Annotated in this window: 22 protein-coding genes and 1 tRNA gene; 14 read left to right on the forward strand and 9 right to left on the reverse strand. The window is 63.5% G+C overall.

Translation table 11 applies throughout. The features are described from left to right. Nucleotides 1-80 precede the first annotated feature (80 nt). The 3 genes from PM2_RS00105 to PM2_RS00115 all read left to right on the forward strand — a co-directional run bounded on the left by PM2_RS00105 (nt 81) and on the right by PM2_RS00115 (nt 1,959). Nucleotides 81-866 (forward strand): hypothetical protein, encoded by a 786-nt coding sequence (locus PM2_RS00105; RefSeq protein WP_016713341.1) that lies wholly within the window; start codon nt 81-83, stop codon nt 864-866. After that, nucleotides 863-1,318: a ribosomal protein S18-alanine N-acetyltransferase gene (gene rimI, locus PM2_RS00110; RefSeq protein ID WP_016713340.1), complete on the forward strand. Its 456-nt coding sequence runs from the start codon at nt 863-865 to the stop codon at nt 1,316-1,318. The genes PM2_RS00105 and rimI overlap by 4 nt, the downstream gene beginning before the upstream one ends. Before the next feature lie 65 nt (nt 1,319-1,383). Next, entirely contained in the window at nt 1,384-1,959 is a 576-nt protein-coding gene (locus tag PM2_RS00115; RefSeq protein ID WP_016713339.1) for a D-Ala-D-Ala carboxypeptidase family metallohydrolase, read from the forward strand. On the opposite strand, the gene PM2_RS00120 is transcribed toward PM2_RS00115, so the two are convergent. Then, entirely contained in the window at nt 1,899-2,816 is a 918-nt protein-coding gene (locus PM2_RS00120; protein WP_025754690.1) for a LysR substrate-binding domain-containing protein, read from the reverse strand. The two genes, PM2_RS00115 and PM2_RS00120, sit on opposite strands and share 61 nt — an antisense overlap. 183 nt (nt 2,817-2,999) lie before the next feature. On the opposite strand from PM2_RS00120, the gene PM2_RS00125 reads away from it, so the two are divergent. Then, nucleotides 3,000-3,614, forward strand: coding sequence for a LysE family translocator (locus PM2_RS00125; RefSeq protein ID WP_016713337.1), 615 nt, complete (start codon nt 3,000-3,002; stop codon nt 3,612-3,614). A 246-nt stretch (nt 3,615-3,860) separates the two neighbouring features. Here the strand turns inward: PM2_RS00125 and PM2_RS00130 are convergent. Next, nucleotides 3,861-3,937, reverse strand: a tRNA-Met gene (locus tag PM2_RS00130). Between the two features lie 95 nt (nt 3,938-4,032). Further along, the gene (locus PM2_RS00135) at nt 4,033-4,956 is read right to left on the reverse strand and encodes a FecR family protein (protein ID WP_028699489.1); all 924 of its coding nucleotides are present in this window, start codon (nt 4,954-4,956) and stop codon (nt 4,033-4,035) included. A gap of 190 nt (nt 4,957-5,146) precedes the next feature. Between PM2_RS00135 and PM2_RS00140 the strand changes: the two genes are divergently transcribed. The 3 genes from PM2_RS00140 (at nt 5,147) to PM2_RS00145 (ending at nt 7,840) form a co-directional block, all read left to right on the forward strand. Beyond that, a complete protein-coding gene (locus tag PM2_RS00140; protein WP_028699490.1) occupies nt 5,147-6,361 on the forward strand; it encodes an MFS transporter in 1,215 nt (404 codons plus the stop codon). Between the two features lie 100 nt (nt 6,362-6,461). Next, the gene (locus PM2_RS31100; protein ID WP_016713334.1) at nt 6,462-6,599 is read left to right on the forward strand and encodes a hypothetical protein; all 138 of its coding nucleotides are present in this window, start codon (nt 6,462-6,464) and stop codon (nt 6,597-6,599) included. Nucleotides 6,600-6,682: 83 nt separating this feature from the next. Further along, nucleotides 6,683-7,840 (forward strand): MFS transporter, encoded by a 1,158-nt coding sequence (locus PM2_RS00145; RefSeq protein ID WP_016713333.1) that lies wholly within the window; start codon nt 6,683-6,685, stop codon nt 7,838-7,840. A 7-nt stretch (nt 7,841-7,847) separates the two neighbouring features. On the opposite strand, the gene PM2_RS00150 is transcribed toward PM2_RS00145, so the two are convergent. Continuing rightward, the gene (locus PM2_RS00150) at nt 7,848-8,804 is read right to left on the reverse strand and encodes a FecR domain-containing protein (protein WP_016713332.1); all 957 of its coding nucleotides are present in this window, start codon (nt 8,802-8,804) and stop codon (nt 7,848-7,850) included. Further along, nucleotides 8,791-9,306, reverse strand: a complete 516-nt coding sequence (locus tag PM2_RS00155; RefSeq protein WP_016713331.1) for a sigma-70 family RNA polymerase sigma factor — start codon at nt 9,304-9,306, stop codon at nt 8,791-8,793. Before PM2_RS00155 ends, PM2_RS00150 begins: the two co-directional genes overlap by 14 nt. Before the next feature lie 171 nt (nt 9,307-9,477). Here PM2_RS00155 and PM2_RS00160 point away from each other — a divergent pair, with 171 nt between their 5' ends. The 3 genes from PM2_RS00160 (at nt 9,478) to PM2_RS00170 (ending at nt 13,701) form a co-directional block, all read left to right on the forward strand. Further along, complete coding sequence (locus PM2_RS00160) at nt 9,478-10,104, forward strand: DNA-3-methyladenine glycosylase family protein (RefSeq protein ID WP_016713330.1); 627 nt, start codon at nt 9,478-9,480, stop codon at nt 10,102-10,104. Between the two features lie 85 nt (nt 10,105-10,189). After that, entirely contained in the window at nt 10,190-11,242 is a 1,053-nt protein-coding gene (ada, locus tag PM2_RS00165) for a bifunctional DNA-binding transcriptional regulator/O6-methylguanine-DNA methyltransferase Ada (protein WP_016713329.1), read from the forward strand. A 56-nt stretch (nt 11,243-11,298) separates the two neighbouring features. After that, nucleotides 11,299-13,701: a DUF3772 domain-containing protein gene (locus tag PM2_RS00170; protein ID WP_028699491.1), complete on the forward strand. Its 2,403-nt coding sequence runs from the start codon at nt 11,299-11,301 to the stop codon at nt 13,699-13,701. A gap of 28 nt (nt 13,702-13,729) precedes the next feature. On the opposite strand, the gene PM2_RS00175 is transcribed toward PM2_RS00170, so the two are convergent. The 4 genes from PM2_RS00175 to PM2_RS00190 form a co-directional block, all read right to left on the reverse strand. Beyond that, nucleotides 13,730-14,947: a DUF3422 domain-containing protein gene (locus PM2_RS00175; RefSeq protein WP_016713327.1), complete on the reverse strand. Its 1,218-nt coding sequence runs from the start codon at nt 14,945-14,947 to the stop codon at nt 13,730-13,732. 125 nt (nt 14,948-15,072) lie between these two features. Further along, entirely contained in the window at nt 15,073-16,503 is a 1,431-nt protein-coding gene (locus PM2_RS00180) for an aldehyde dehydrogenase family protein (protein ID WP_016713326.1), read from the reverse strand. Nucleotides 16,504-16,516: 13 nt separating this feature from the next. Beyond that, nucleotides 16,517-18,016 (reverse strand): purine-cytosine permease family protein, encoded by a 1,500-nt coding sequence (locus tag PM2_RS00185; RefSeq protein ID WP_016713325.1) that lies wholly within the window; start codon nt 18,014-18,016, stop codon nt 16,517-16,519. Between the two features lie 93 nt (nt 18,017-18,109). Further along, a complete protein-coding gene (locus PM2_RS00190) occupies nt 18,110-18,499 on the reverse strand; it encodes a YybH family protein (RefSeq protein WP_028699492.1) in 390 nt (129 codons plus the stop codon). A 227-nt stretch (nt 18,500-18,726) separates the two neighbouring features. On the opposite strand from PM2_RS00190, the gene ycaC reads away from it, so the two are divergent. The 4 genes from ycaC to PM2_RS00210 all read left to right on the forward strand — a co-directional run bounded on the left by ycaC (nt 18,727) and on the right by PM2_RS00210 (nt 22,644). Beyond that, nucleotides 18,727-19,347, forward strand: a complete 621-nt coding sequence (ycaC, locus tag PM2_RS00195) for an isochorismate family cysteine hydrolase YcaC (protein WP_016713323.1) — start codon at nt 18,727-18,729, stop codon at nt 19,345-19,347. A gap of 108 nt (nt 19,348-19,455) precedes the next feature. Beyond that, on the forward strand, nt 19,456-20,274 hold the full coding sequence (gene ppk2 / locus PM2_RS00200) for a polyphosphate kinase 2 (protein WP_016713322.1): 819 nt from the start codon (nt 19,456-19,458) through the stop codon (nt 20,272-20,274). 36 nt (nt 20,275-20,310) lie between these two features. After that, nucleotides 20,311-21,507 carry a monovalent cation:proton antiporter-2 (CPA2) family protein gene (locus PM2_RS00205; protein WP_019098864.1) on the forward strand — a complete coding sequence of 399 codons (1,197 nt, stop codon included), beginning with the start codon at nt 20,311-20,313 and terminating at the stop codon, nt 21,505-21,507. Between the two features lie 39 nt (nt 21,508-21,546). Continuing rightward, nucleotides 21,547-22,644: an AI-2E family transporter gene (locus PM2_RS00210; protein ID WP_016713320.1), complete on the forward strand. Its 1,098-nt coding sequence runs from the start codon at nt 21,547-21,549 to the stop codon at nt 22,642-22,644. Nucleotides 22,645-22,655: the final 11 nt, after the last annotated feature.

Raw genomic sequence — 22,655 nt, forward strand, 5'->3', positions numbered from 1 at the left:
CTCGGTCTGATAGGCGCTGCAAAAACCAAGGCGTACACGTTAGAATGCCCACTTGTTTTCGCCCCCCGGATACCCGCCCCTTGCTGACCGAACCCCGCCGCCGCGCCTACCTTTCCGCCATGCAAGTGGTGCACTGGCTGCCGCGCGCCGAACTGCCGTTCGCCGCACCGTCGCGGCCCGAGCTGCTGCTGCCGGTGGCACCGGTCGAGGACATCGATTTCGAGGTCAGGCCGGCACCGGCTGCAAATACTGCGCCCGCCGCCCCTCAGGCTCGCTCCGGCGAGCGGCCAAAAATCGAAATCCCGCGCCCGGGCAGTGCGCCCAAACCGGCTGCCAAGCCTGTCGAGGCCGAGGAACAGCCCGCACCGCCACGGCCGGCCCCCGTGCCGCCCCCGCGTTTCTCGCTGCAACTGCTGCGCGCCGGCAGTTGCCTGCTGCTGGTCGAACTGGCCACCGGCCAGCCGTTCCAGAGCCGCGATCCATCCTACCTGCTGCTCAAAGACATGCTGCGCGCCGCCGGCCTGCCTGACGCCCCGCAGATCATCGGTGAACCGGTGCGCTGGCCGTTGCTGGTGCGAGGCAACATGGACCAGGGGCCTGAAGCCGCGCGCGATTTTGTCCGGGGCTTTGTCCAGGCACGCCTCGAAGATGCCCCGAGCACCTGCCTGTGGCTGATCGGCCTGCCGGCGCTGCGCTTTGCCGCCAATGCCGACGTCGAAGCCTATTACCAAACCCTGACGCTCGACGGCCTGGGCGACGCCTGGGCACTGCCGGGCCTTGAACTGTTGATGGACGAGCCGCAGCGCAAGGCGGACGTCTGGAAAGCCATGCGCCAGCTGATGGCGCGCTGGAAGAGCGTTGAATGAGTGAATCGATCAGTTTCCGCCCGATGACCGAGGCGGATCTGGATGCCGTACTTAAGATCGAATATGCCGCCTTCAGTCATCCCTGGACCCGCGGGATCTTTCAGGATGCGCTCAAATCGTACGAAATCTGGCTGATGTTCGACGGCCAGCAGCAGGTAGGCCATGGCGTGATCAACGTGATCATCGACGAGGCGCACCTGCTCAACATCACCGTCAAACCTGAAAACCAGGGCCGTGGCCTGGGCCTGCGTTTGCTGGAGCACCTGATGGCCCGGGCCTACCAGCTCAATGGTCGCGAGTGCTTCCTGGAGGTGCGTGCCAGCAACCAGTCCGCCTATCGTTTGTATGAGCGCTACGGCTTCAACGAAATCGGCCGCCGCCGCGACTATTATCCGGTTGCCGGGGGGCGTGAAGACGCGCTGGTGATGGCGTGCACCCTGCTTGAGGACTGACCGAGCATAGCCGCTACCACCTTTGGCCTGGTTTTCTTTGTTCTCTATGCACGGATGGATAAAGGATGAAAAAACGGCTTCTGGTGGCGGGCCTGCTGATTGTTGGTGCAGCACACGCCGACGAACGCGACCTGTGGATGTTCGCCCAATGGGCTGGCGACCACCAAACCCGGCCTTTCCGTGAAATGCTGGTGGATGCCCGCCTTTACGGCGTAGTGCCTATCCACCAGTTGCTGCGCTCGGCTTCGGACTGGAAGCTGTGCCAGGCGTCTCCCTTTGCCGTGCCGCCTGCCAGCAACTGGGCGGCTGTACGTTCGACCCTTTCGCTGATCAAGACGCTTGATGACCAAGGCATCCTGCGCCAGTTCGAAGTGGTCTCCGCCTACCGCAACCCACGCCTGAATACCTGCGCGGGTGGTGCTGCCAACAGTGCCCATACCCGCGCCTTCGCCGTCGATATCCTGTTGCCGGCCTGGGCTGATCCCAACCCGCTGTGCCGCTTCTGGCAGCAGTATGGCCAGGCCTGGAACATGGGCCTGGGGCGCTACCCGTCCGGGCGTATCCATGTGGATACCGCCGGCTATCGCACCTGGGGCGGCGATGGCAGCGCCGGCTCGTCGTTCTGCATCAAGCCCAGGTGAGCCAGGCAGCGCTGGCATTCGCTTGTGACCCATTCGGCAAAACGCTGGCGCTTTCCGCCGTCTTCGACCGGTTGTGGGCTCAGCAAGTGGTAGGCCGAGCCATCGCGCACAAAACCGAAGGGTGCCTGCAACTGCCCGCTGTCGAGTTCGTCGCGCACCATCAGGGCTGAGGCCATGGCCACGCCCAGGCCGGCGTTGGCGGCCTGGATCGACAGGTAGAAGTGCTCGTAGTCGCTGCGTTCGTTATGCCGCGCCTGCTGGCCGCTGAGGCGTAACCAGGTGGGCCAGGCGCCGGGGCGGGTGGTGCTGTGCAGCAGGCGCTGGCCGTTCAGCTGATTGGGGGCGGTGGGATGACACACCGGGCCGATCCATTCGTCGCAGATTTTCTGGTTGTACAGCTGGTTATCCCAGTGAAAGTCGTCGCGGCGGATTGCCAGGTCGACACCGCTACGGGCGAAGTCCAGCGGCCCGCCTGCGGCTACCAGGTGCAACTGCAGGTCGGGGTGGTCGGCATGGAAGCGAGGCAGGCGCGGGATCAGCCAGCGCATGGCGATGGTCGGCTCGCAGGACAGCACCAGCACATTGTCGCGGGCCTGTTGTTGCAAGCGCTGCACGGCGCCTTCGAGCTGTTCGAAGATCGCCTGGGTGGTGCCCTGCAGGGCGCGGCCGGCTGGGCTGAGGAAAATGGCCCGGTTACGGCGTTCGAACAGGTCCACGCCGAGGTGTTCTTCAAGCAGGCGTACCTGGCGGCTGACGGCGCCGTGGGTGACGTGCAGGTGCTCGGCGGCGCGCACGAAGCTTTCGGTCTGGGCGGCGATGTCGAAGTAGCGGAAAGCGTTCAAGGGCGGCAATTTCATGGCTTGCATGTTTTCAGGCCCGGCCTCTTCGCGGGCGTGCCCGCGAAAAGGCCAGTACTGGCAAAACACCTCTGTGAGAAAAACTGTCAGATATGTCTCACTATAAATCGATTTTTCCCCACCTATAAGCGCTCGATAATCATCCCTTCTGTGCATTTTCATCGCCTATCGAGAGCCACCCGCATGACCGAACTCATCGCCGTCGCCCTGTTCACCCTGCTCGCCGTCATCAGCCCAGGCGCCGATTTCGCCATGGTCACCCGCAGCAGTTATGCACAGGGCCGAAGGGCCGGGTTGGCCGCTGCCGTGGGCATTGCGCTGGGAGTGCAGGTGCATGTGCTGTACACGGTGTTGGGCATTGCAGTGCTCATCAGCCAGAGCCCGGCTTTGTTCTTCACCATGAAAGTGCTGGGTGCGGGTTACCTGATCTATCTGGGTTACCAGTCATTGACCAATACGCGGCGCATCAGCCTGGAGGGTGTAGGGCAAGCCGATGGTGGCGTGCTGCAAGCCCTGCGGTCGGGCTTTCTGACCAACGCCCTCAACCCCAAGACCATGTTGTTTGTCATCAGTGCGTTCACCCAGGTCGTCCAGCCCAACAGCCCGTTGGTGCTGGATTTCGCCTACGGCGCGTTCATGTCCTTGACCCATTGGCTGTGGTTCAGCCTGGTGGCGGTGTTCTTCTCCAGTACGGCACTGCGCAAGGCCATGATCGAACGGCAAATGCTGGTGGACCGTGCCATAGGCCTGGCGCTGATCGGGCTTGGCCTTGCGGTAGCCGTAACCGGCATACGGTGAAGTGTCGATTGCATGACGGGGTGATGGCCATGGCAGGCGCCTGCAGCCAGCGCGCTTTTTATCTGCAACCACTGCCTGTCGAGTCAGGGGCTGAAAGCGATAGCCCTGATCGTGATCGTGGCATTGGCTCTGGCGCTGTAGTTGCAGCAGGGGCGGCCTTGGCTGCAAGTGAGGGTATTGCCCGGCGCTAACTTTTTCGCAGGCAAAGAAAAAGGGCTTACCTTGCGGTAAGCCCTTCGTCTTGTTTGGTGGCTACACAGGGACTTGAACCCCGGACCCCAGCATTATGAATGCTATGCTCTAACCAACTGAGCTATGTAGCCGATGGCGCGCATTATTCTCTTGAACGCCCCCCCTGTCAACACTCATTTCAAAAAAAATTTGCACGCTTTCAAAAACTTAGCGGCCGGGCACGGTTTCAGCGCACCACAAGCCAGTGGCCGAGCACGTCCTGAAGCTGCAAATGCTGGGCCGCAGCCAGGGATTGCAGGCTCTCCTGTGGCCGGTCGAGGTTGAAATCACCGCTTACGCGCCGATGGGCCATTTGTTCATCCATCATCCACAGGCGTTGCCCCTGGTACCCGGCAAGGCGCTCCAGCACCTGCCCCAAAGGCATGTCGGTGGCTTTCAGGCGGCCGTTGCGCCAGCTGTCGGCGGTTTTCAGGTCGGCTTTCTGCACCGGGTTGATACGCATGTCATCAAAGGTAACCCGCTCACCCGCCGAGACCATGCGTTGATCCCCCCCTTGGGTGACCAGGGCCTTGCCACTGAGTAGCACGAGTTCATCATGATTTGCATGGCGGGCGACCTGCAGGCGGGTGCCGAACACCTGGATGCGTGCGTTGCCCACTTCCACTTCCATCGCCCGCCCATCGAGCACAACCTCCAGGTACACCTGGCCCTGCACCAAGTGCAGTTGACGCGTGCGGCCGCGCAGGTTGACGTTCATGGCGCTGGCGCTGTCCAGGTTAAGCGTGGTGCCATCTGCCAGACGCGTGCTGCGGCGTTCGCCCACGTCGGTGTGCAACTCGCTGGCAAGGCGCTGCATCAGCGGCCAGTAGAGGTAGGCTGCGGCGCTTAATACGAGCAGGAACACCAGTGCCAGCCATTTGCCCAGGTGACTGCGGCGCACGGTGACCTGCCGTGGGCGGGGGCGGGCGGGTGGTGGCTGCAACTGCTGCCAGCACGTTTCCAGCTCGGCGTAGGCGCGAGCGTTTTCGGGGGCCTGGCACCAGGCCGCGAATGCCTGGCGCTGGGCTTCATCACAGCCGGGTTGGTGCAATAGCGAAAACCACTCCAGCGCTTCCTGCTGTGGGTCGGGCTGCAGTTGCATGGCGGGCATCGGGCTCATGGGTAGGTCTGCTCACGATAGGGGCCGTTTCGCCCAACGATGACAGGGGTATGGGTCAAGGATGCTAATTATATTGAGAACCATTTTCAAGTGCGTCGCAAAGGGGGATAAAAAAGGTAGCTATGTATCTATTTGTTTCCTGATAATCGGATCCCAAACCTAAGGACGGAGATTTAGGCAAATGGCCATCAGTAGTGCCTCCACCGCGTCCACCAACGCAACGGCGAACCAAGCCACGCCGCTGGTGATGCGCATCATTGGTTTCTGCGCCCTGGCGCACCTGATCAACGACCTGATCCAGTCGGTGCTGCCGGCGATCTACCCGATGCTCAAGGCCAACTACGACCTGAGCTTTGCCCAGATCGGCCTGATCACGCTGACGTTCCAGATCACCGCTTCGTTGCTGCAACCCTGGGTCGGCTTTTTCACCGACCGCCGGCCGACACCGAACCTGTTGCCGATGGGCACCTTGTGCACGCTGGTGGGCATCGTGATGCTTGCCTTTGTGGGCAGCTTCCCGATGATCTTGCTGGCCTCGGCGCTGGTCGGTATCGGCTCATCGACGTTCCACCCGGAAACCTCGCGTATTGCACGCCTCGCCTCTGGCGGGCGCTTCGGCCTGGCCCAATCAACCTTCCAGGTGGGCGGCAACACCGGTTCGGCCCTGGGCCCGCTGCTGGCGGCGGCCATCGTCATTCCATTCGGTCAGACCCACGTCGCCTGGTTCGGCCTGGCCGCGCTGTTCTTCTTTGGCGTCACCTTGATGCTGCGTGGCTGGTACAAGGAGCACCTCAACCAGGCCAAGGCGCGCAAGGCGGTGCAAGCCACCCACGGCATCTCGCGCAACCGGGTGATCGCGGCGCTGATCGTTCTGGGCCTGCTGGTGTTCTCCAAGTACTTCTACATGGCCAGCTTCACCAGCTACTTCACCTTCTACCTGATCGAAAAGTTCGATGTGTCGGTGGCCAGCTCGCAGCTGCACCTGTTCCTGTTCCTCGGCGCGGTGGCGGCCGGCACGTTCTTTGGCGGGCCGATCGGTGACCGCATCGGGCGCAAGGCGGTGATCTGGTTCTCGATTTTGGGCGTGACGCCGTTCACCTTGGCACTGCCGTATGCAGACCTGTTCTGGACCACGGTGTTGAGCGTGGTGATCGGCTTTATCCTGGCGTCGGCGTTTTCCGCGATCGTGGTGTATGCGCAGGAGCTGGTACCGGGCAGCGTGGGCATGATCGCCGGAATCTTCTTCGGGCTGATGTTCGGCTTCGGCGGCATTGGTGCGGCGCTGCTGGGGTATGTGGCGGACCTGCGCGGTATCGAATATGTGTATGGGCTGTGCTCGTTCCTGCCGTTGTTCGGCTTGTTGGCGGTGTTCTTGCCGTCTACGGATAAACGCTGATATCCCTGGGGCTGCGTTGCAGCCCCGACGATTGACGACCTGACACCCTTGGCCTAGAGTGCCGCCTCTTTTTCCAACCACCTGCGTAGTAGTCAAAGCAATGCGCCGTACCCAGTCCCTGCCAAACGCCCGTCAGCCTGCCTTCCAGGCCTTGCGTCGTGCGTGGCCGAGCGACACGGTGCTCAAGCGCCGCCGCAGCGTGCTTTTTGCCTTCACCTTCTCGCCACACCTCGCCTGAACTGATCTGCGCTTTTGCGTCGCTCGCCAATCTGGCGTGCGCGCCTGTGTCTGCACGTCTTTTCGGTTTGCAAGGAGTGGTACATGAACATGCGTTTGCTGGCGGGCCTGTTGTTCGCCGTTTCGGTCGTGGGTTTCAGTTTGGGGGCCAGCTTGCCGCTGGTGTCGTTGCGCCTGCATGAAGCGGGGGCGAGCACCCTGGAGATTGGCATCATCTCGGCCGTCCCTGCTGCGGGCATGATGCTCTCGGCGTTTCTGGTCGATGCCTGCTGCCGTCACCTCACCCGGCGCACCATTTACTTGCTGTGTTTCAGCCTATGCACGGTCAGCATTGCCTTGCTCGAGCCGGCATTCGGTTCGCTGTGGCTGCTGGCGCTGCTGCGCCTGGGCCTCGGGCTCGGCATGGGGATCGCCATCATCCTCGGCGAGTCGTGGGTCAACGAGCTGTGCCCGGAGCACAACCGCGGCAAGATCATGGCCCTGTATGCCACCAGCTTCACTGGCTTTCAGGTGCTCGGCCCGGCCATGCTGGCGGTGCTGGGTGCCGATAGCCCGTGGATCACCGGGGTGGTCACCGCCTGCTATGGCCTGGCGCTGCTGTGCATCGTGCTGACCGTGCCCAACGACCATGTCGAACATGAAGAGGGCGAAAAGAGCTTTGGCTTGGCCGGGTTCTTCCGTGTGGCGCCGGCGCTGTGCGTGGCGGTGCTGTTCTTTTCGTTCTTCGATGCCGTGGTGTTGTCGCTGTTGCCGGTGTATGCCACCAGCCATGGGTTTGCCGTGGGCATCGCGGCGCTGATGGTGACTGTGGTGTTTGCTGGCGATATGCTGTTCCAGTTGCCGCTGGGCTGGCTAGCCGACCGGGTGGAGCGCACCGGGCTGCACCTGGTGTGCGGGCTGGTGGCGATGGCGATCGGCATCGGCCTGCCTTGGTTGTTGAACCTCACCTGGCTGCTGTGGCCGCTGTTGGTGGTACTGGGCGCGGTGGCAGGGGGTATCTACACCTTGGCGTTGGTGTTGATCGGGCAGCGCTTCAAAGGCCAGGACCTGGTCACTGCCAACGCCAGCGTAGGGTTGCTGTGGGGCGTGGGGAGCCTGATCGGGCCGCTGCTCAGTGGCGCGGCAATGAATGTGGCGCCACATGGCTTGCCCATGGCGCTGGCGCTGATGGCCGGGTTGTTCGTGTGTTTTGCCAGGCAGTCGTACCGGCGTGCGGGGCGCATACGCGCTGTGGCGCAGTGATGACCTTTCAGGCTGCGCCGACGTTTACCCAGAAGCGCGTCCGGTAGTCGACCCGCACAGGCAGGCTGCGAGTGAGCAGTTGCAGGACCTGCTCGGTGTCAGCCAGCTGAAAGGTGCCAGACACTTTCAAGCTTGCCACTTCAGGCGCGCAGCGCAACAGGCCTGGACGGTACCGGCCGAGTTCGGCGACAAACTCGGCCAATGGCATCTGCCGCACACTGAGTACACCGTCGGTCCAGCCCCAGGGGTCGCTGTGCAGCGTCACTGCGTGGATGCTGCCATTTGCCCCGATCTGCAAGGTTTCGCCTTGCTCGATTTGCCGCGCAGAGGCGGAGGAGGGGAACAGCGTAACTTCGCCACGACGCACCGACAGCAGCAGGCCCTGGCTGTTTTCGCGCAGCAACAGCTGGCTGCCGAGTGTGGTCAGCGGGCCGACACGGGTGTCGATACGGAACGGTCGGTTGTCATTCGGGTTGCTGTCCAGGCTGACCTCGCCGTGGATCAGTTCCAGTCGGCGCTGCGCTGCGCTGTAGCGCAAGTCGATGGCGCTGGCGGTGTTGAGCTGGATGCGGCTGCCGTCGCTGCCTTGCCATTGGCGTCGTTCACCTGTGGCGGTGCTGCTGTCGGCCAACAGTTGTGGCAAGCCCAACGGTTCGCGTGCGGCCCAGCCCAGGCTGCCGCCCACGGCCAAGAGCCCCAGCAACTTAAGGTGGTTTCGGCGGCTGACGCGTTGGCGCTGGCCGCCCTCCAGGGTCCGCCGGCTCAGGTCCTTGGGCAACGCAGCCATCTCGTCACTGAGGTGGCTGACACGCTGCCAGGCCAGCGGGTTGTGCGGGTGGCTGGCCAGCCATTGCCGGAACTGTTGCTCGGTATGTGCGCTGGGGCGGTCGAAGCGCAGTTTCACCAGCCAGTCGATCGCCTGGTCGACCTGTGCCTGCGCGGGTGCGCTGTCAGGTGTCGGCATAGCGCAACCGGTAGCAGACGCCCAGGGCCTTGGCCAGGTCTCGCTCGATGGTGGCGCGGGATACGTCCAACTGCTGCGCGATCTGCACGATGCTCAAACCGTCCAGTTGGGCCAGCAGAAACGCCTGGCGTACACGCGGCTTCAACTGGTGCAGGGCACGGTCCAGGCGCTCCAGGGCATCGAGGATGACCAACCGGTCTTCCTCGCTGGGCACTTCAGCCTCGGGCAAGTGCGCAAGGCTTTCCTGGTAGGCCCGCTCCAGTGCGCGCCGGCGGAACTGGTCGATCATCAGGCCACGGGCGATGCTGCTGAGGTAGGCGCGTGGCTCTTTCAGCGGCGACACCTGGCGGGCGCGCAGCAAACGTACGAAGGTATCCTGAGCCAGATCGGCGGCATGCTCGCCGCAACCAACCCGGCTACGCAACCAGTCGCGCAGCCAGGCATGGTGGGACTGGTACAGCAGAGCGACCTCGGCCGGTTTGAGCGTGTCGTTGATCTGCATCGTAGCGAAGGCCCAGTCCCTTGATGTGTGCGATTGTGAATTGTTCTCAATTCTATGCGGGGATCATGGCGTGGAGCAATGGTATGCCAGGAATTAGCCGCGCAAGAACCGGCGTTTGCCCGATGAACGGCTGCGCTAAGCTGGACCTGCAATCGACTTGATGGAGGTGCCATGATTCTGGCCGACCTTTCGCCGCAGGCCTTGCGCGAGGCCACCGATTACTTTGCCGCGCTCGATCCGGACTGGTCGCGGCACGTCGCGGCGACCGGGCCGTGTCTGCACCAGGCCACGCCGGGGCGTGAGCCTTATGAGGCACTGGTGCGGGCGATTGCCTACCAGCAGCTGCATGCCCGCGCCGCAGAGGCGATCCTTGGCCGGTTGTTGGCGCTGTTCCCGCAGGTTGCGTTCCCGGCACCTGAGCAACTGTTGGCTGTCAGCCCGGATACCCTGCGCGCCTGTGGGTTTTCGGCAAGCAAGATGGCCACGGTGCAGGGCATTGCCCAGGCCCGGCTGGAGGGCCTGGTGCCGACGCGGGAAGAGGCATTGGCCATGGCTGATGAAGCCCTGATCGAGCGCTTGGTGGCATTGCGTGGGGTAGGACGTTGGACAGTGGAGATGCTGCTGATCTACAGCCTGGAACGGTCGGACATTCTGCCAGTGGACGATTTTGGTGTGCGTGAGGGCTATCGACGGCTCAAGGGGCTGGAGAAGGCGCCAACGCCTGCGCAGATGCGCTCGCTGGGTGGCGGCTGGCGCCCATACCGTACCGTGGCGGCCTGGTACCTGTGGCGGGCCTGAGGCTTTTGCACTGCCTGTGCCTGCCCTTTCGCGGGTTTACCCGCGAAGAGGCCGGTACAAGCAACCACATACTCGGAAATCAAAGATGAACGCCTACACCACCCCCGACCAACGCTGGCACGCTGTAGAATCCCGCGACACCGCTGCCACCGGCCACTTCGTCTACGCCGTGCGCACCACCGGCGTCTACTGCCACCCCGGTTGCAAGTCTCGCATGGCCAAGCGCAGCAACGTCGAGTTCTACGACACCCCCGTTGCCGCCGAAGCGGCCGGTTACCGCGCCTGCAAACGTTGTATAAGCAAGGCCAGCGCCACCCGCCACAGTCAACTGGTCACCCGTGCCTGCCGCCTGATCGAAGCCAGCGACCCTGCACCCAGTCTCGACCAGCTCAGTGCGCAACTGGCCGTCAGCCCCTTCCACCTGCACCGTTTGTTCAAGGCTGAAACCGGCGTCACCCCCAAGGCTTATGCCACCGCCTTCCGCGCCCGGCGTGTGCGTGCGCACCTGGAAGACGGTGAGCGTTCAGTCACTGACGCCATCTACGACGCGGGCTACAACTCCAACAGCCGCTTCTACGAAAGCGCCGGTCAGCGCCTGGGCATGCGCCCCCGGCAATTCCGTGCTGGCGGCACCGGGGCAACGATCCATTTCGCCATCGGTCAGTGTTCACTGGGCGCGATCCTGGTGGCCCAAAGCGAGAAGGGGATCTGCGCGATTCTGTTGGGCGACGATCCCGAGGCCCTGTTGCAAGACTTGCAGGACCAGTTCCCCAAAGCCCTTCTGATTGGCGGCGACAGCGCCTACGAACAGCTGGTTGCCGAAGTGGTGGGCTTCGTCGAAGCCCCGGCGCTGGGCCTGACCTTGCCGCTGGATGTACAGGGCACGGCGTTTCAGGAGCGGGTGTGGCAGGCCCTGCGCGAGGTGCCGGCTGGCAGCCGGGTCAGCTACACCGACATCGCCGAGCGCATCGGTGCGCCCAAAGCGGTGCGCGCAGTCGCCATGGCCTGCGCGGCCAACCACATCGCCGTGGCCATCCCGTGCCACCGGGTAGTGCGTCGGGACGGCGACATCAGCGGCTACCGCTGGGGCGTCGAGCGCAAACAGCAGCTACTCAAACGAGAGACGGCACTCTCCTGATGGCTTGAAGCCGCGTAGAATCCTCCGCCAAATCGAGTTGTAAAGAGGAATATTCGATGAGGCGTGTCAGCCTTGCCCGTTATTGCGCAGGCCTTATGGTCCTGCTGTTGGCGCTTGCCAGTCCGGCGTGGTCGGCCCCGGCCACGCCATTGTCCAACCTGGCGGCAGCCGAAGCGCCAGCGCTGGATGAAAACGCCAGCATCGAGCAACTGAGCGAACGGTTGGATCAGGTCCGTCAGGGCGTCACCAGTGAGGCCAACGACGACCTGCTGTCGCAATTGCGCCTGGCCGCGATGCAGGTGCAGCGCCAGGCGGACGCATTGAGTGCGCAGCGCACCACCGATGTGGAAAAGCTCGACGACAAGCTGAAGGTGATTGGCCCGGTCCAGCCGGACGAGGCCGCCACCCTGACCCAGCAGCGCAAAGCCCTGGAGGCCGAAAAAAAGGCGCTGGTGGCCCAGCAGGATCAGGCCACCAAGCTGACCCAGTCAGCACGCGACCTGTCCACGCAAATCGTCAACCTGCGCCGCAGTCAGTTCAACTCGCAGATCACCAGCCGTGCGGCCTCGCCACTGAGCCCGGCGTTCTGGCAAAGCATCATCCGCCCCACCCAGGACGACGTGGCGCGCCTGCGTGACCTGCGCGGCGAGGCAGCCGATGCCATCAGCAGTGCCTTCAGCGCCGAAAACCGCTGGCTGTTCATTACCAGCCTGGTCGCGGCGATTCTGGTCTGGACTCTGGTGCGGCGCGTGCTTGAGCGGTTGCTGGCCAGCGCCATGGTGGGCTGGTTACCTGAGGGCCGTCTTCGCCGCAGCGCCTTGGCCCTGGGCGTCAGCCTGGCAACCCTGGGCACCATCGCCGGTTCTGTTTCGCTGCTGCGTTGGGGGCTGGAGAGCAGCGCCGAGCTGGGCAGCGATATCGCCAGCCTGACCAACCACATTCTCGCCCTGGTGGTGTTCAGTGCCTTCATCACTGGCCTGGGCCGTGCCATGCTGATGTTGCAGCGCCCGTCCTGGCGGCTGCCGCCGATCCCCGACGAAGTGGCCAGTGCACTGGGCTGGTTCCCCAAGGTGCTGGCATTGGCACTGATGGTCATGATGACCATGGAGCGCATGAACAGCGTGATCGGCGCCAGCCTGGCGCTGACGGTGGCCGTCAACGGGCTGACCGCGCTGGTGGTGGCGTTCATCTTTGCCGGCGCGTTGCTGCGTTACCGCCGCACCCTGCGCAAGCATGACCTGGAGCGCCCCACGGGCCTGGCCGGGCTGATCCCGTTTGTAATGGTCATCTGGTTGTCGTTGATTCTGCTGGCGCTGCTCGCCGGTTACCTGACGCTTGCCTACTTCCTCACCGCCAAGTTGCTGTGGGTTAGCCTGGTCGTCACCTGTGCCTACTTGCTGACCACGTTCTTTGGCGACCTGTGCGAAACCCTGTTGTCGCCGCGTCAGCCCGGTGGCCTGGCTCTGGCTTCTACCCTGGGCCTGGCGCCGCGCCATCAGGCACAGGCCAGCACCATCCTGGCCGGCATCGGCCGCACCATCGTGCTGTTCCTGGCGCTGTTGCTGGTGTTGATGCCATCGGGCACCAGCCCCAGCGAACTGTTGCTGAGCCTGGGCGACTGGGACGGCACCGGCGGCAAGCTGCTCGGCAACCTGAACATCGTGCCGCAGGACATTCTGCTGGCCCTGGCGATTTTCTTCGGTGGCCTGTTCGCTATTCGCGTGGTCAAGCGCTGGCTGAGCGATCGCCTGCTGCCGGAAACCGACATGGACGCCGGCATGCGCGCCTCGCTGGTGACCCTGGTGGGGTATCTGGGCTTCCTGTTCCTGGCCATGCTGGTGATGTCGACCTTGCGCATCAACCTCACCAGCCTGACCTGGGTGGTCAGTGCCCTGTCGGTCGGTATCGGTTTCGGTTTGCAGCAAATCGTGCAGAACTTCATCTCCGGCCTGATCCTGCTGACTGAGCGCCCGGTAAAGGTGGGCGACTGGGTTAGCCTGGCAGGTGTCGAGGGTGATATCCGCCGCATCAACGTGCGCGCCACCGAGATCCAGATGTCGGACCGTTCGACGGTGATCGTGCCCAACTCGCAGTTCATTTCGCAGAACGTGCGCAACGTGACCATGGGCAATGCGTTGGGTGTGGTCAGCATTACCCTGACGCTGCCACTGGAAACCGATGCCAACCGTGTGCGCGAGCTGCTGCTGGCGGCATACGACGAGCATGAGGCGATTCTGGATGCGCCGGCCACTTCGGTGTCGTTCAAGGACCTGACCAGCAGCGGAATGGTGATTGGCGTGAGCGGTTATGTAGCCGGGCCGCGACAGGTATCGGGTACCCGCAGTGACCTGCTGTTCACCATTCTCGGGCGGTTGCGCGACGAAGGCATTCCCCTGTCATCGCCACAGAGCATGGTGCTGGTGCAAGAGGGCGCTCGCCCCGCTGACGAGTCGGTGTAAAGAGCGGGGGCGCCAAGCGCCCCCGACCTCAATGCTGCTTGGCCTGCCTGATCCGCAGCAAAATCACCAGCAACACCAACAACACTGGCGGCGCCATGGCCAACAACCCATCCCGCGCCGTCAGCCCCAACCCCAGCACATTCAGCCCGCCATACAGCAGCTTGAACAGATTCAGCAAGTAGTAGGTGATGGCGATGATCGACAGCCCCTCCACCGCCCGCTGGATCTTTACCTGGGCATCAGCCCGGGCATTGAGGCTGCGCAGAATGCCGGCGTTCTGTTCTTCCATCTCCACTTGCACCCGCGCCTGCAGCAAGTCGCCCAGGTTCGCCACGTTCTTCGCCAATTGTTCCAGCCGCTGCTCGGTGGCCGCGCAGTAGCGCACGGTCGGCTTGAACCGACGTTCGATGAACACCCCCAAACGCTGGCAGTCCCCCACATGGCTCTCCCGCAGTTCGCCCAGGCGTTCGAACACCAGTTGTGCATAGGCTTGGGTGGCGCCGAAGCGGTGGCGGGTTTTTACCGTGCGGCTTACAACCTGGCGTGACAGGTGGGCAATGGCTTCCAGCAGTCCTTTGGAGTCATGCCCTTCACCCCCGGCACTGCGCTCGGATAGGGTGACCAGGGTTTTGTCGAAGGCATCCAGCTCCTGGCTCAGCGCCTTGGCCGTGGTCAGGGTCAGCGAGGCCATCATGCGGTACGTCTCGATCTCCAGCAGGCGGCGGATCATGCGGCCCTGGCGGTAGGCATTGAGGCGGCGGTTGATGAACAGGAAGCGGTTGGTGCCGTCCTCGGTCAGGCGGAAGTCACTCCATACCACCGCATCGCCACCACCGACGCACGAGCCGCAGGGGTCTTTGAAACCGTATTGGGGCAGATCCAGGCCTTGCTCGTCGCGTACCAGCACCTGCACGGCGTTGATCACCTGTGCCGCCTGCGGGGCGATGGCCTCGGCCAGCACGGGTGGCAGGGCTTGCCAATCGGTATCGGCAGCCGTGCAGGGCACTACCAGTGTCAGGGTGAAGAACTCGGTGTGCCGTTCCCACTTGAACGGGTGGCCGTCCAGGCGGGTGATGCCTTGGGCTGCCGTAGTGTCCAGGGCATCCGGGCAGCAGCGTTGCAGCAGGGCCGCACAGGCAGCATCACCGCCGAGCAGGGCCAGGTGGAAGACATGCGCCGGGCCGTCGAAGTACAGCGACGGGCGGGCGTGCAGTTCGTTGTGCAAGGCGGTGCGTTGAGGGTGCATGGGTGGTCCGGCCTGGTGTTGTGATTGTGGGGGTACCAGGAAGTGGGACTTTGCGGGGGGAGGGGAAAGTCACGCGGGCGAGGGTTTGTATCGCGAAAAGGGCCGCAACGCGGCCCCTTGCGATATCAGCCGAGGCACCGCGTCACATGCTTGACCGACTGGTAGGCCGACAACCCCCACGGCCCCAGCTCACGGCCGATCCCGCTGCCTTTGGTGCCGCCCCACGAGGTTTCGACGAACACGGCCTGCACCGAGTTGATCCATACATGGCCAACTTCCAGCGCATCGGCCACGCGCTCGGCACGTTCCAGGTCCGCGGAGCAGACGGTGGCTACCAGCCCGAAGCGGCTGTCGTTGGCCTCGGCAATCGCCTGTTCCTCGCTGGCAAACCGCCGTGCACACAGCACCGGGCCAAAGATCTCCTCGCTCCACAGGCGGCTGTCTTTCGGCACATCGGCATACAGCGTCGGGCTGACGAACCAGCCGTCCCGGTCCAGCGCCTTGCCACCGGCCAGGCACTGCAAACCCTCCTCGCGTGCGGTGGCAAAGTAGCTGGCCACCTTTAGCCATTGTGCCTGGCTGGTCAGCGGGCCCATGTCGACTTCTTCGGTCAACGGGTTACCCACCCGCAAGTTTTCCAGTGCCGCTTGCAGGCGCGGCAGCAGCGCATCGGCAATACCGTCCTGCACCAGCAGGCGCGAAGTGGCCGAGCACATTTGCCCGGCGTTCCAGGTGATGCCGGCGACGATCCACTCCACTGCCTGGTCCACATCGCAATCATCGAACACCACGATCGCCGACTTGCCGCCCAGCTCCAGCGTGACTGGCCGGCACTGCGCCGAAGCGCTGCGCATCACCTGGCTGCCGACGCTGTTGCTGCCAGTGAACGACAGCTTGTCCAGGCCGTTGTGGTTGCTCAACGCAGCGCCAGTCTCGGCCTTGCCGTTGACGATGTTCAACACGCCAGCCGGCAGGCCCAGGGCATCGGCGATCTGGCCGTAGGCCTGCTCGATCAGCGGGGTGACTTCCGACGGTTTGAGCACAACGGTGCAGCCAGCGGCCAAGGCCGGGGCGAGCTTCCAGGCGCTGGTCACCAGCGGGAAGTTCCACGGCACGATCAGGCCGACTACACCCACCGGCTCCAGGCGGGTACGGGCAGTGAAGCCTGGCGCGGCCAGTGGCACATCACGGTTCTTCGAAGGCAGCTGTTCTGCCAGTTCGGCGTAGTAAGTGAAGGTGGCGATGGCGTCGTCCAGGTCGATTTCGGCCTCATGGCGCGGCTTGCCGTTGTTGCGCATCTGCAAGGTGATCAGCGCTTCGCGGCGCTGCCCGAGCTGTTCGGCAAAACCGCGCAGGAAGGCTGCACGCTCGCTGGCGCCGGTGCTTTTCCAGGCGGGCAGGGCGCTACGGGCGGCGGCCACGGCCTGGTCGACCTGGGCAACGCTGGCAGCCATGAATTCAGCGAACGGTTGCCCCAGCGCAGGGTCGTTGACGCTGATGCAGTCGCTGCCCTGGCCTTCGACCCAGCGGCCGGCGATATAGTGGGAAGTGGTCATGGTCGGTTTCCAGTCAGGCCATTTCGGCAGTGGTCACGGGCGTGTGCGTGGTGCTTTTGCAACGCACCCAACGCGGGCCTTGAGGGCCATACACACCAGCAGGTTCAGGGAAAAGGTTGAGCAGCAGCAGGTACAGCACGCCAGCCAGCCCCAGGGTGACCGGCAGGCTCAGGTCGATGCCCCCGGCCAGGTCGCCCAGCGGGCCGACGAACTGCCCCGGCAGGTTGACGAAGCACAGGCCGACCGCTGCGCTGGGGATCCACGCCCCCATGCCGCGCCAGTTCCAGCCATGCAGGAACCAGTAGTGGCCACCACGCTGGCCGCGGGTGAACACCTGCAGGTCATCGGCGTGGTAGAAGCCGCGGCGGGTAATCAGGCCGAGGATCATGATCACCATCCACGGGCTGGTGCAGGTGATGATGAGCACCGCAAAGGTCGACACGCTCTGCACCAGGTTGAAGGTGAAACGGCCGACGAAAATGAAGCCGATCGCCAGTACACCGATCAGCAACGTGGCGCCGGCGCGGCTGAGCAAGCGCGGAAACACGCTGGACATGTCCAGACCGGTGCCATATAGCGCCGTGGTGCCGGTGGACATGCCGCCGATCACCGCAATCAGGCACACCGGCAGGAAGAACCAGGTTGGGGCCACGGCCAGCAGGCCACCTACATAATTGTTGGCGGCGATGTAGTCCGGTGCCTGGGTTGCAACCAGGGTGGCCGTGCACAGGCCGAACAGGAACGGAATCAGTGTGGCGCCCTGGGCGGCAATCACGGCCAGCATGATGCGCGCCTTGGGCGTTTCACGCGGGATGTAGCGTGACCAGTCGCCCAGGAAGGCGCCGAACGACACCGGGTTGCTCATGGCCAGGATCGCTGCACCGACGAAGGCTGCCCAGAAGCCCGCCTGGCCCAGGTTGACGCTGCCGGCGTAACCGGCATCGAACGGCCCGGCAAAGGCGACGATACCCAGCAGGAACAGCAGGCTCGACGCCCACACGGCAATTTTGTTGACCCACAGCATGAAGCGGAAGCCGAAGATGCACACCACCAGCACCAGCACCGCGAACAGGCCGTAGGCCAGGCCCAGGGTAAGGTCGGTTTCCGGCAGGCCGGCCAGGCGCTTGGCCCCGCCGATCAACGCATCGCCCGAGCTCCACACCGACAGCGAGAAGAACGCCACCGCCGTCAGCAGCGACAGGAACGAGCCGACGATACGCCCATGCACGCCAAAGTGTGCGCCTGAAGACACCGCGTTGTTGGTGCCGTTCAGTGCCCCGAACAGGCCCATGGGTGCAAGGATCAGCGCGCCCACGGTAACGCCGAGCAGAATTGCCCACACACCTGCCTGGAACGACAGCCCGAACAGCACCGGGAAGCTGCCCAGCACGGCGGTAGCGAAGGTATTGGCGCCGCCGAAGATCAGGCGGAACAGGTCCAGCGGGGAGGCGTCGCGTTGATCGTCGGGGATCTGTTCGACGCCGTTGGTCTCGATACCGGTCGAGTGGCTCATGGTGATGCTCCAGCGCGGTTGTTGTAGCCTGCGCAGTGCGCGGGCCTTCTTGTGGGTGCGATGGCAGGGCGGCAGGGCCGCGTAAAAAGGTGATCAGGCCGGCGATACGACCGACAGGTGTTCGTGGCAGGCCAGCCACTGTTCGCCGTGGCGGCGGAACACGATGGTTTCGCGCTCGCTCAACTGGTGTACTTCACCGGCGATGCGGATATGGGTGGCCACATCGTGCATGAAGATCGCCACATCACCTTGCACGCTCACCTGGGCATTGCCCGACTCGCAGGCGAGCACGGCAAAACCCTCGACCTGCCACTGGGCCCAGAGGTCTTCGTAGGCACGGCGCGACAGCAGCGGTTGCGGCAAGGTGTGGAAGAGGAAGGTGGCGTCTTCGCTGAAGCAGGCGAAATAGCGGGCGGTGTCGTTGCTGGCAAACGCGGCGACGAGGTCGGCGGCCGCCTGCCGTACCTGGAGAGTCTGGTCCACGGGAGTGGCCTCACGGTTTTTGTGATTATGGTGAAGCGATTCTGGTGGCGGTTGGCGAGGGGAAAAATCGCTGGCGGCAAATAATCAGTTCAGGAATTTGTGAAGTGATGGCAGAGCTTCCTTTTAAAGCGGAAGGGAGCGGCCAGGCAACCCGACCGACGGCCTCTGCAGTCCTGCATCCTTGCCTACGCTGATACTCCCAACCCGCTGAAGCAAGGAGATCCCCCATGGCCTTCGAATACAAGCGCCTGGACAAGAACAACGCTGCGGTGCTGCTGGTCGACCACCAGACCGGCCTGCTCTCGCTGGTAAGGGATATCGACCCCGACCGCTTCAAGAACAACGTGCTGGCTCTGTCCGACCTGGCCAAATATTTCAAGCTGCCGACCATCCTCACCACCAGCTTCGAGACTGGCCCCAACGGCCCGCTGGTGCCGGAACTGAAAGAGCAGTTCCCCGACGCCCCCTACATTGCACGCCCCGGCAACATCAACGCCTGGGACAACGAAGACTTCGTCAAGGCGGTAAAAGCCACTGGCAAGAAGCAGCTGCTGATTGCCGGTGTGGTCACCGAAGTGTGCGTGGCCTTCCCGGCACTGTCGGCACTGGAGGAGGGCTTCGAGGTGTTCGTCGTCACTGACGCCTCTGGCACCTTCAACGAACTCACCCGCGACTCCGCCTGGCGGCGCATGGAGGCTGCCGGTGCACAGTTGATGACGTGGTTCGGCGTGGCCTGTGAGCTGCACCGTGATTGGCGCAATGACATTGAAGGGCTGGGGACCCTGTTCTCCAACCATATTCCGGATTACCGCAACCTGATGACCAGCTACAACACGTTGGCCAAGTAGGTTTTTTTTGGGGGGGCTGCACCGCAGCCCCCTCTCAGCCGGCAAGCGAAGCGGCAAACCGTCATGAATCGACCATACTGACTCTTCATTCCCCTTCAGGAGAGTGTCATGTCGAAGCCGTCCAGGAAGAAACCCACCCAGGAAATGCCAGAAAAACTGGGCGGCAAGGCCTACGAAAAAGCGCTCAAACACCTGCATGTAGAGCTGGTGAAGCTACAGGAGTGGGTGGTTGCCAAGGGCCTGAAGGTGTGCATCGTCTTCGAAGGCCGTGACGGTGCCGGCAAGGGTGGCACCATCAAGGCCATCACCGAGCGTGTCAGCCCACGGGTGTTCCGCGTGGTGGCACTGCCCGCACCGACCGAGCGAGAGAAAACCCAGATGTACCTGCAGCGCTATCTGGGCCACCTGCCCGCTGCGGGCGAAGTGGTGATCTTCGACCGCAGCTGGTACAACCGCGCCGGGGTCGAGCGGGTCATGGGCTTCTGCTCTGACGAGCAAGTGGACAAGTTTCTGACCGGTGTGCCCGTGTTCGAAAAGGTCATGGTCGAGTCGGGGATCATCCTCATCAAGTACTGGCTTGAAGTCAGCGCCGAAGAGCAGACCCGGCGCCTGCAGGACCGCATCAATGATGGCCGCAAGCTGTGGAAGCTGTCGCCGATGGACCTCAAGTCGTACACCCGCTGGGATGATTACACCCAGGCGCGCGACGACATGTTCCAGGCATCGGATACCGCCTGGGCACCGTGGTTCGTGGCCCATTCCAACGACAAGCGGCGCGCCCGGCTGAACATCATCAGCCATCTGCTTGGCCGCATTCCCTACAAGGACATCACCCGCGACCAGCTGGTGAAGTTGCCCAAACGCGGCAAGATCGGCAAGTACAAGGCTGTGGCCTATCCGTTCAAGGTCGTTGAAGAACGCTTCTGACCCCCTCCCTGCGGGGAGCTGCGAAGGTACGAGCTCATGCCACATGACGGCAGCCTGTTGCAGGCGACGGTGGTGTTCCTGTTGGCCGTGGTGCTTCTGGTACCACTGGCACAGCGCCTGAAAATGGGGGCGGTACCGGGTTACCTGCTGGCGGGTATCCTGATTGGTCCTTCGGTGTTCGGCCTGCTCGACAACCCGGACAACGTGGCGCGGCTGTCGGAAATGGGCGTGGTCATGCTGCTGTTCGTGATTGGCCTTGAACTCTCACCCCGGCGTCTGTGGACCATGCGCCGGGCGCTGTTTGGCGTCGGCAGCTTGCAGGTGGGGCTGACTGCGGTGCTGCTTGGGCTGCTGGCGTACTGGCTGTTCGACCAATCGAAACCCGCTGCCATCGTGCTAGGCCTGGGCCTGGCGCTGTCGTCCACCGCCTTTGGCTTGCAGGTACTGGCCGAGCGCAAGGACCTGGGCAAGCCGCACGGTCGCCTGGCGGTGGCCATCCTGCTGTTTCAGGACATTGCCGCCATCCCCTTGATTGCCGTGGTGCCGCTGCTCGGGGGCGATGTCAGCACCGCCGACGAAGGGGCCTGGCCACTGCTGGCAGTGGCTGTCGGCATAGGCGTGCTGATTGTCTTTGGTCGCTATCTGTTGACCCCGGTATTCAAGTGGACGGTGGGTTCGGGCTTGCCCGAGCTGTCGACGGCCACGGCCTTGCTGGTGGTGCTGGGCACCGCCTGGCTGATGGAGCACGTGGGCGTGTCGATGGCACTGGGTGCATTTCTGGCCGGCGTGCTGATGGCCGAGTCGCCATTTCGCCACGAACTGGAAACCCAGATCGAGCCGCTCAAAGGCCTGCTGCTGGGGCTGTTCTTCGTTGGCGTGGGCATGAGTGCCGACCTGCGCCTGCTGTTTGGCATGCCACTGATGGTGTTAGGCCTGACCGTGTTGCTGGTCGCCATCAAGCTGCCCTTGCTGTATGGCCTCGGGCGTACGGTTGGCGGGCTCAACAAGGCCCAGGCGTTGTGCCTGGGTGTGGTGCTGGCCTCGGGTGGCGAGTTTGCCTTCGTGGTGTTCAAGCTGGCGCTGGAGCATCAGGTGCTGACTCGGCAGGTGCATGACGTGCTGGTGCTGGCCATTACCTTGTCGATGGCGGTGGTACCGCTGGTGATGATGGCCTTGGCGCGGCAGTTACGAGACGCCAGCCCCGTACAGGCAACCCCGGAAACGAGTGACTGAACCGTGGCACATGACGAACTGAATGTTCGGAGGTGAAGCATGCAACCGGGTATCAAGCTGGACAGCGCCCTGTCGCGGGGTTTGCTCGATGTGCTGATCAAAGCCGGCCTGGTGGCTGCCTTGGTGATCTTTGCCTTTCAGGTGTTCCAGCCATTTCTGGAGCTGATGCTGTGGGCGGTTATCCTGGCGGTCACCCTGTACCCGTTGCATTGTCGCCTCCAGCGCCGTACCGGCCTCAAGCAGGGGTATGCGGCGACGCTGGTGGTGGTGTTGGTACTGGTGGTGCTGCTGGTGCCGATCTACCTGGTGGTGATGTCCATCGGCGAATCGGTGGACAGCCTGGTGACGTTGCTCAAAAGCGGAGCCTGGAGCGTGCCGACCCCGCCTGACGCCGTGGCGGCCTGGCCACTGATCGGGCCGAAGGTGCATGCCCTTTGGTTGGCGGCCTCCGAAAACATGGCCAGTGTGCTGAACCAGTGGATGCCCCAGCTCAAGGGCGCCGGGCGCACGGTGCTGGGTGCTGCGGCCAGTGCCGGGGGGGCCTTTTTGCTGTTCATTGGTGCGATCATCATCTCCGGGGTGATCATGGCCTTTGGTGACCGTGGTGAAATCGCGGCACAGCGTATCGCCATGCGGGTATCGGGTGAGGAGCGGGGCAAGCCATTGGCCAAGTTATGCACCGCGACCATTCGTGCGGTGGCCCAGGGTGTGATCGGCATTGCGTTCATCCAGATGTTGCTGATCGGCGTCGGCTTCGTGGTCAAAGGGGTGCCAGGGGCCGGCATGCTGGCCATCGTCATCCTCATGCTGGGGATTGCCCAGGCGCCCGCTACCCTTGTCACGTTGCCGGTGATCATCTATGTGTTCAACGTCGAAGGCTTTACCGCCGCGACCATCGTGTTTGCCATCTACACCTTCGTTGCCGGGCTGGCCGACAACGTGCTCAAGCCGCTGCTGCTGGGGCGAGGGGTGGACGTGCCGATGCCGGTGGTGCTGATCGGGGCGCTGGGCGGCATGGTGGTCAAAGGGATCATCGGCTTGTTCATCGGCCCGGTGATCCTTGGCGTCACCTACGTGTTGTTCTGGCAATGGGTTGCACTGCAGGTGCCGGAGCAACCGGCACCACCTGCTGCCTGAGCCAGGGGTTG

Origin of the sequence: Pseudomonas monteilii NBRC 103158 = DSM 14164, from assembly GCF_000730605.1 — a bacterium.
In the GTDB taxonomy this organism is placed as follows: Bacteria; Pseudomonadota; Gammaproteobacteria; order Pseudomonadales; family Pseudomonadaceae; genus Aquipseudomonas; species Aquipseudomonas monteilii.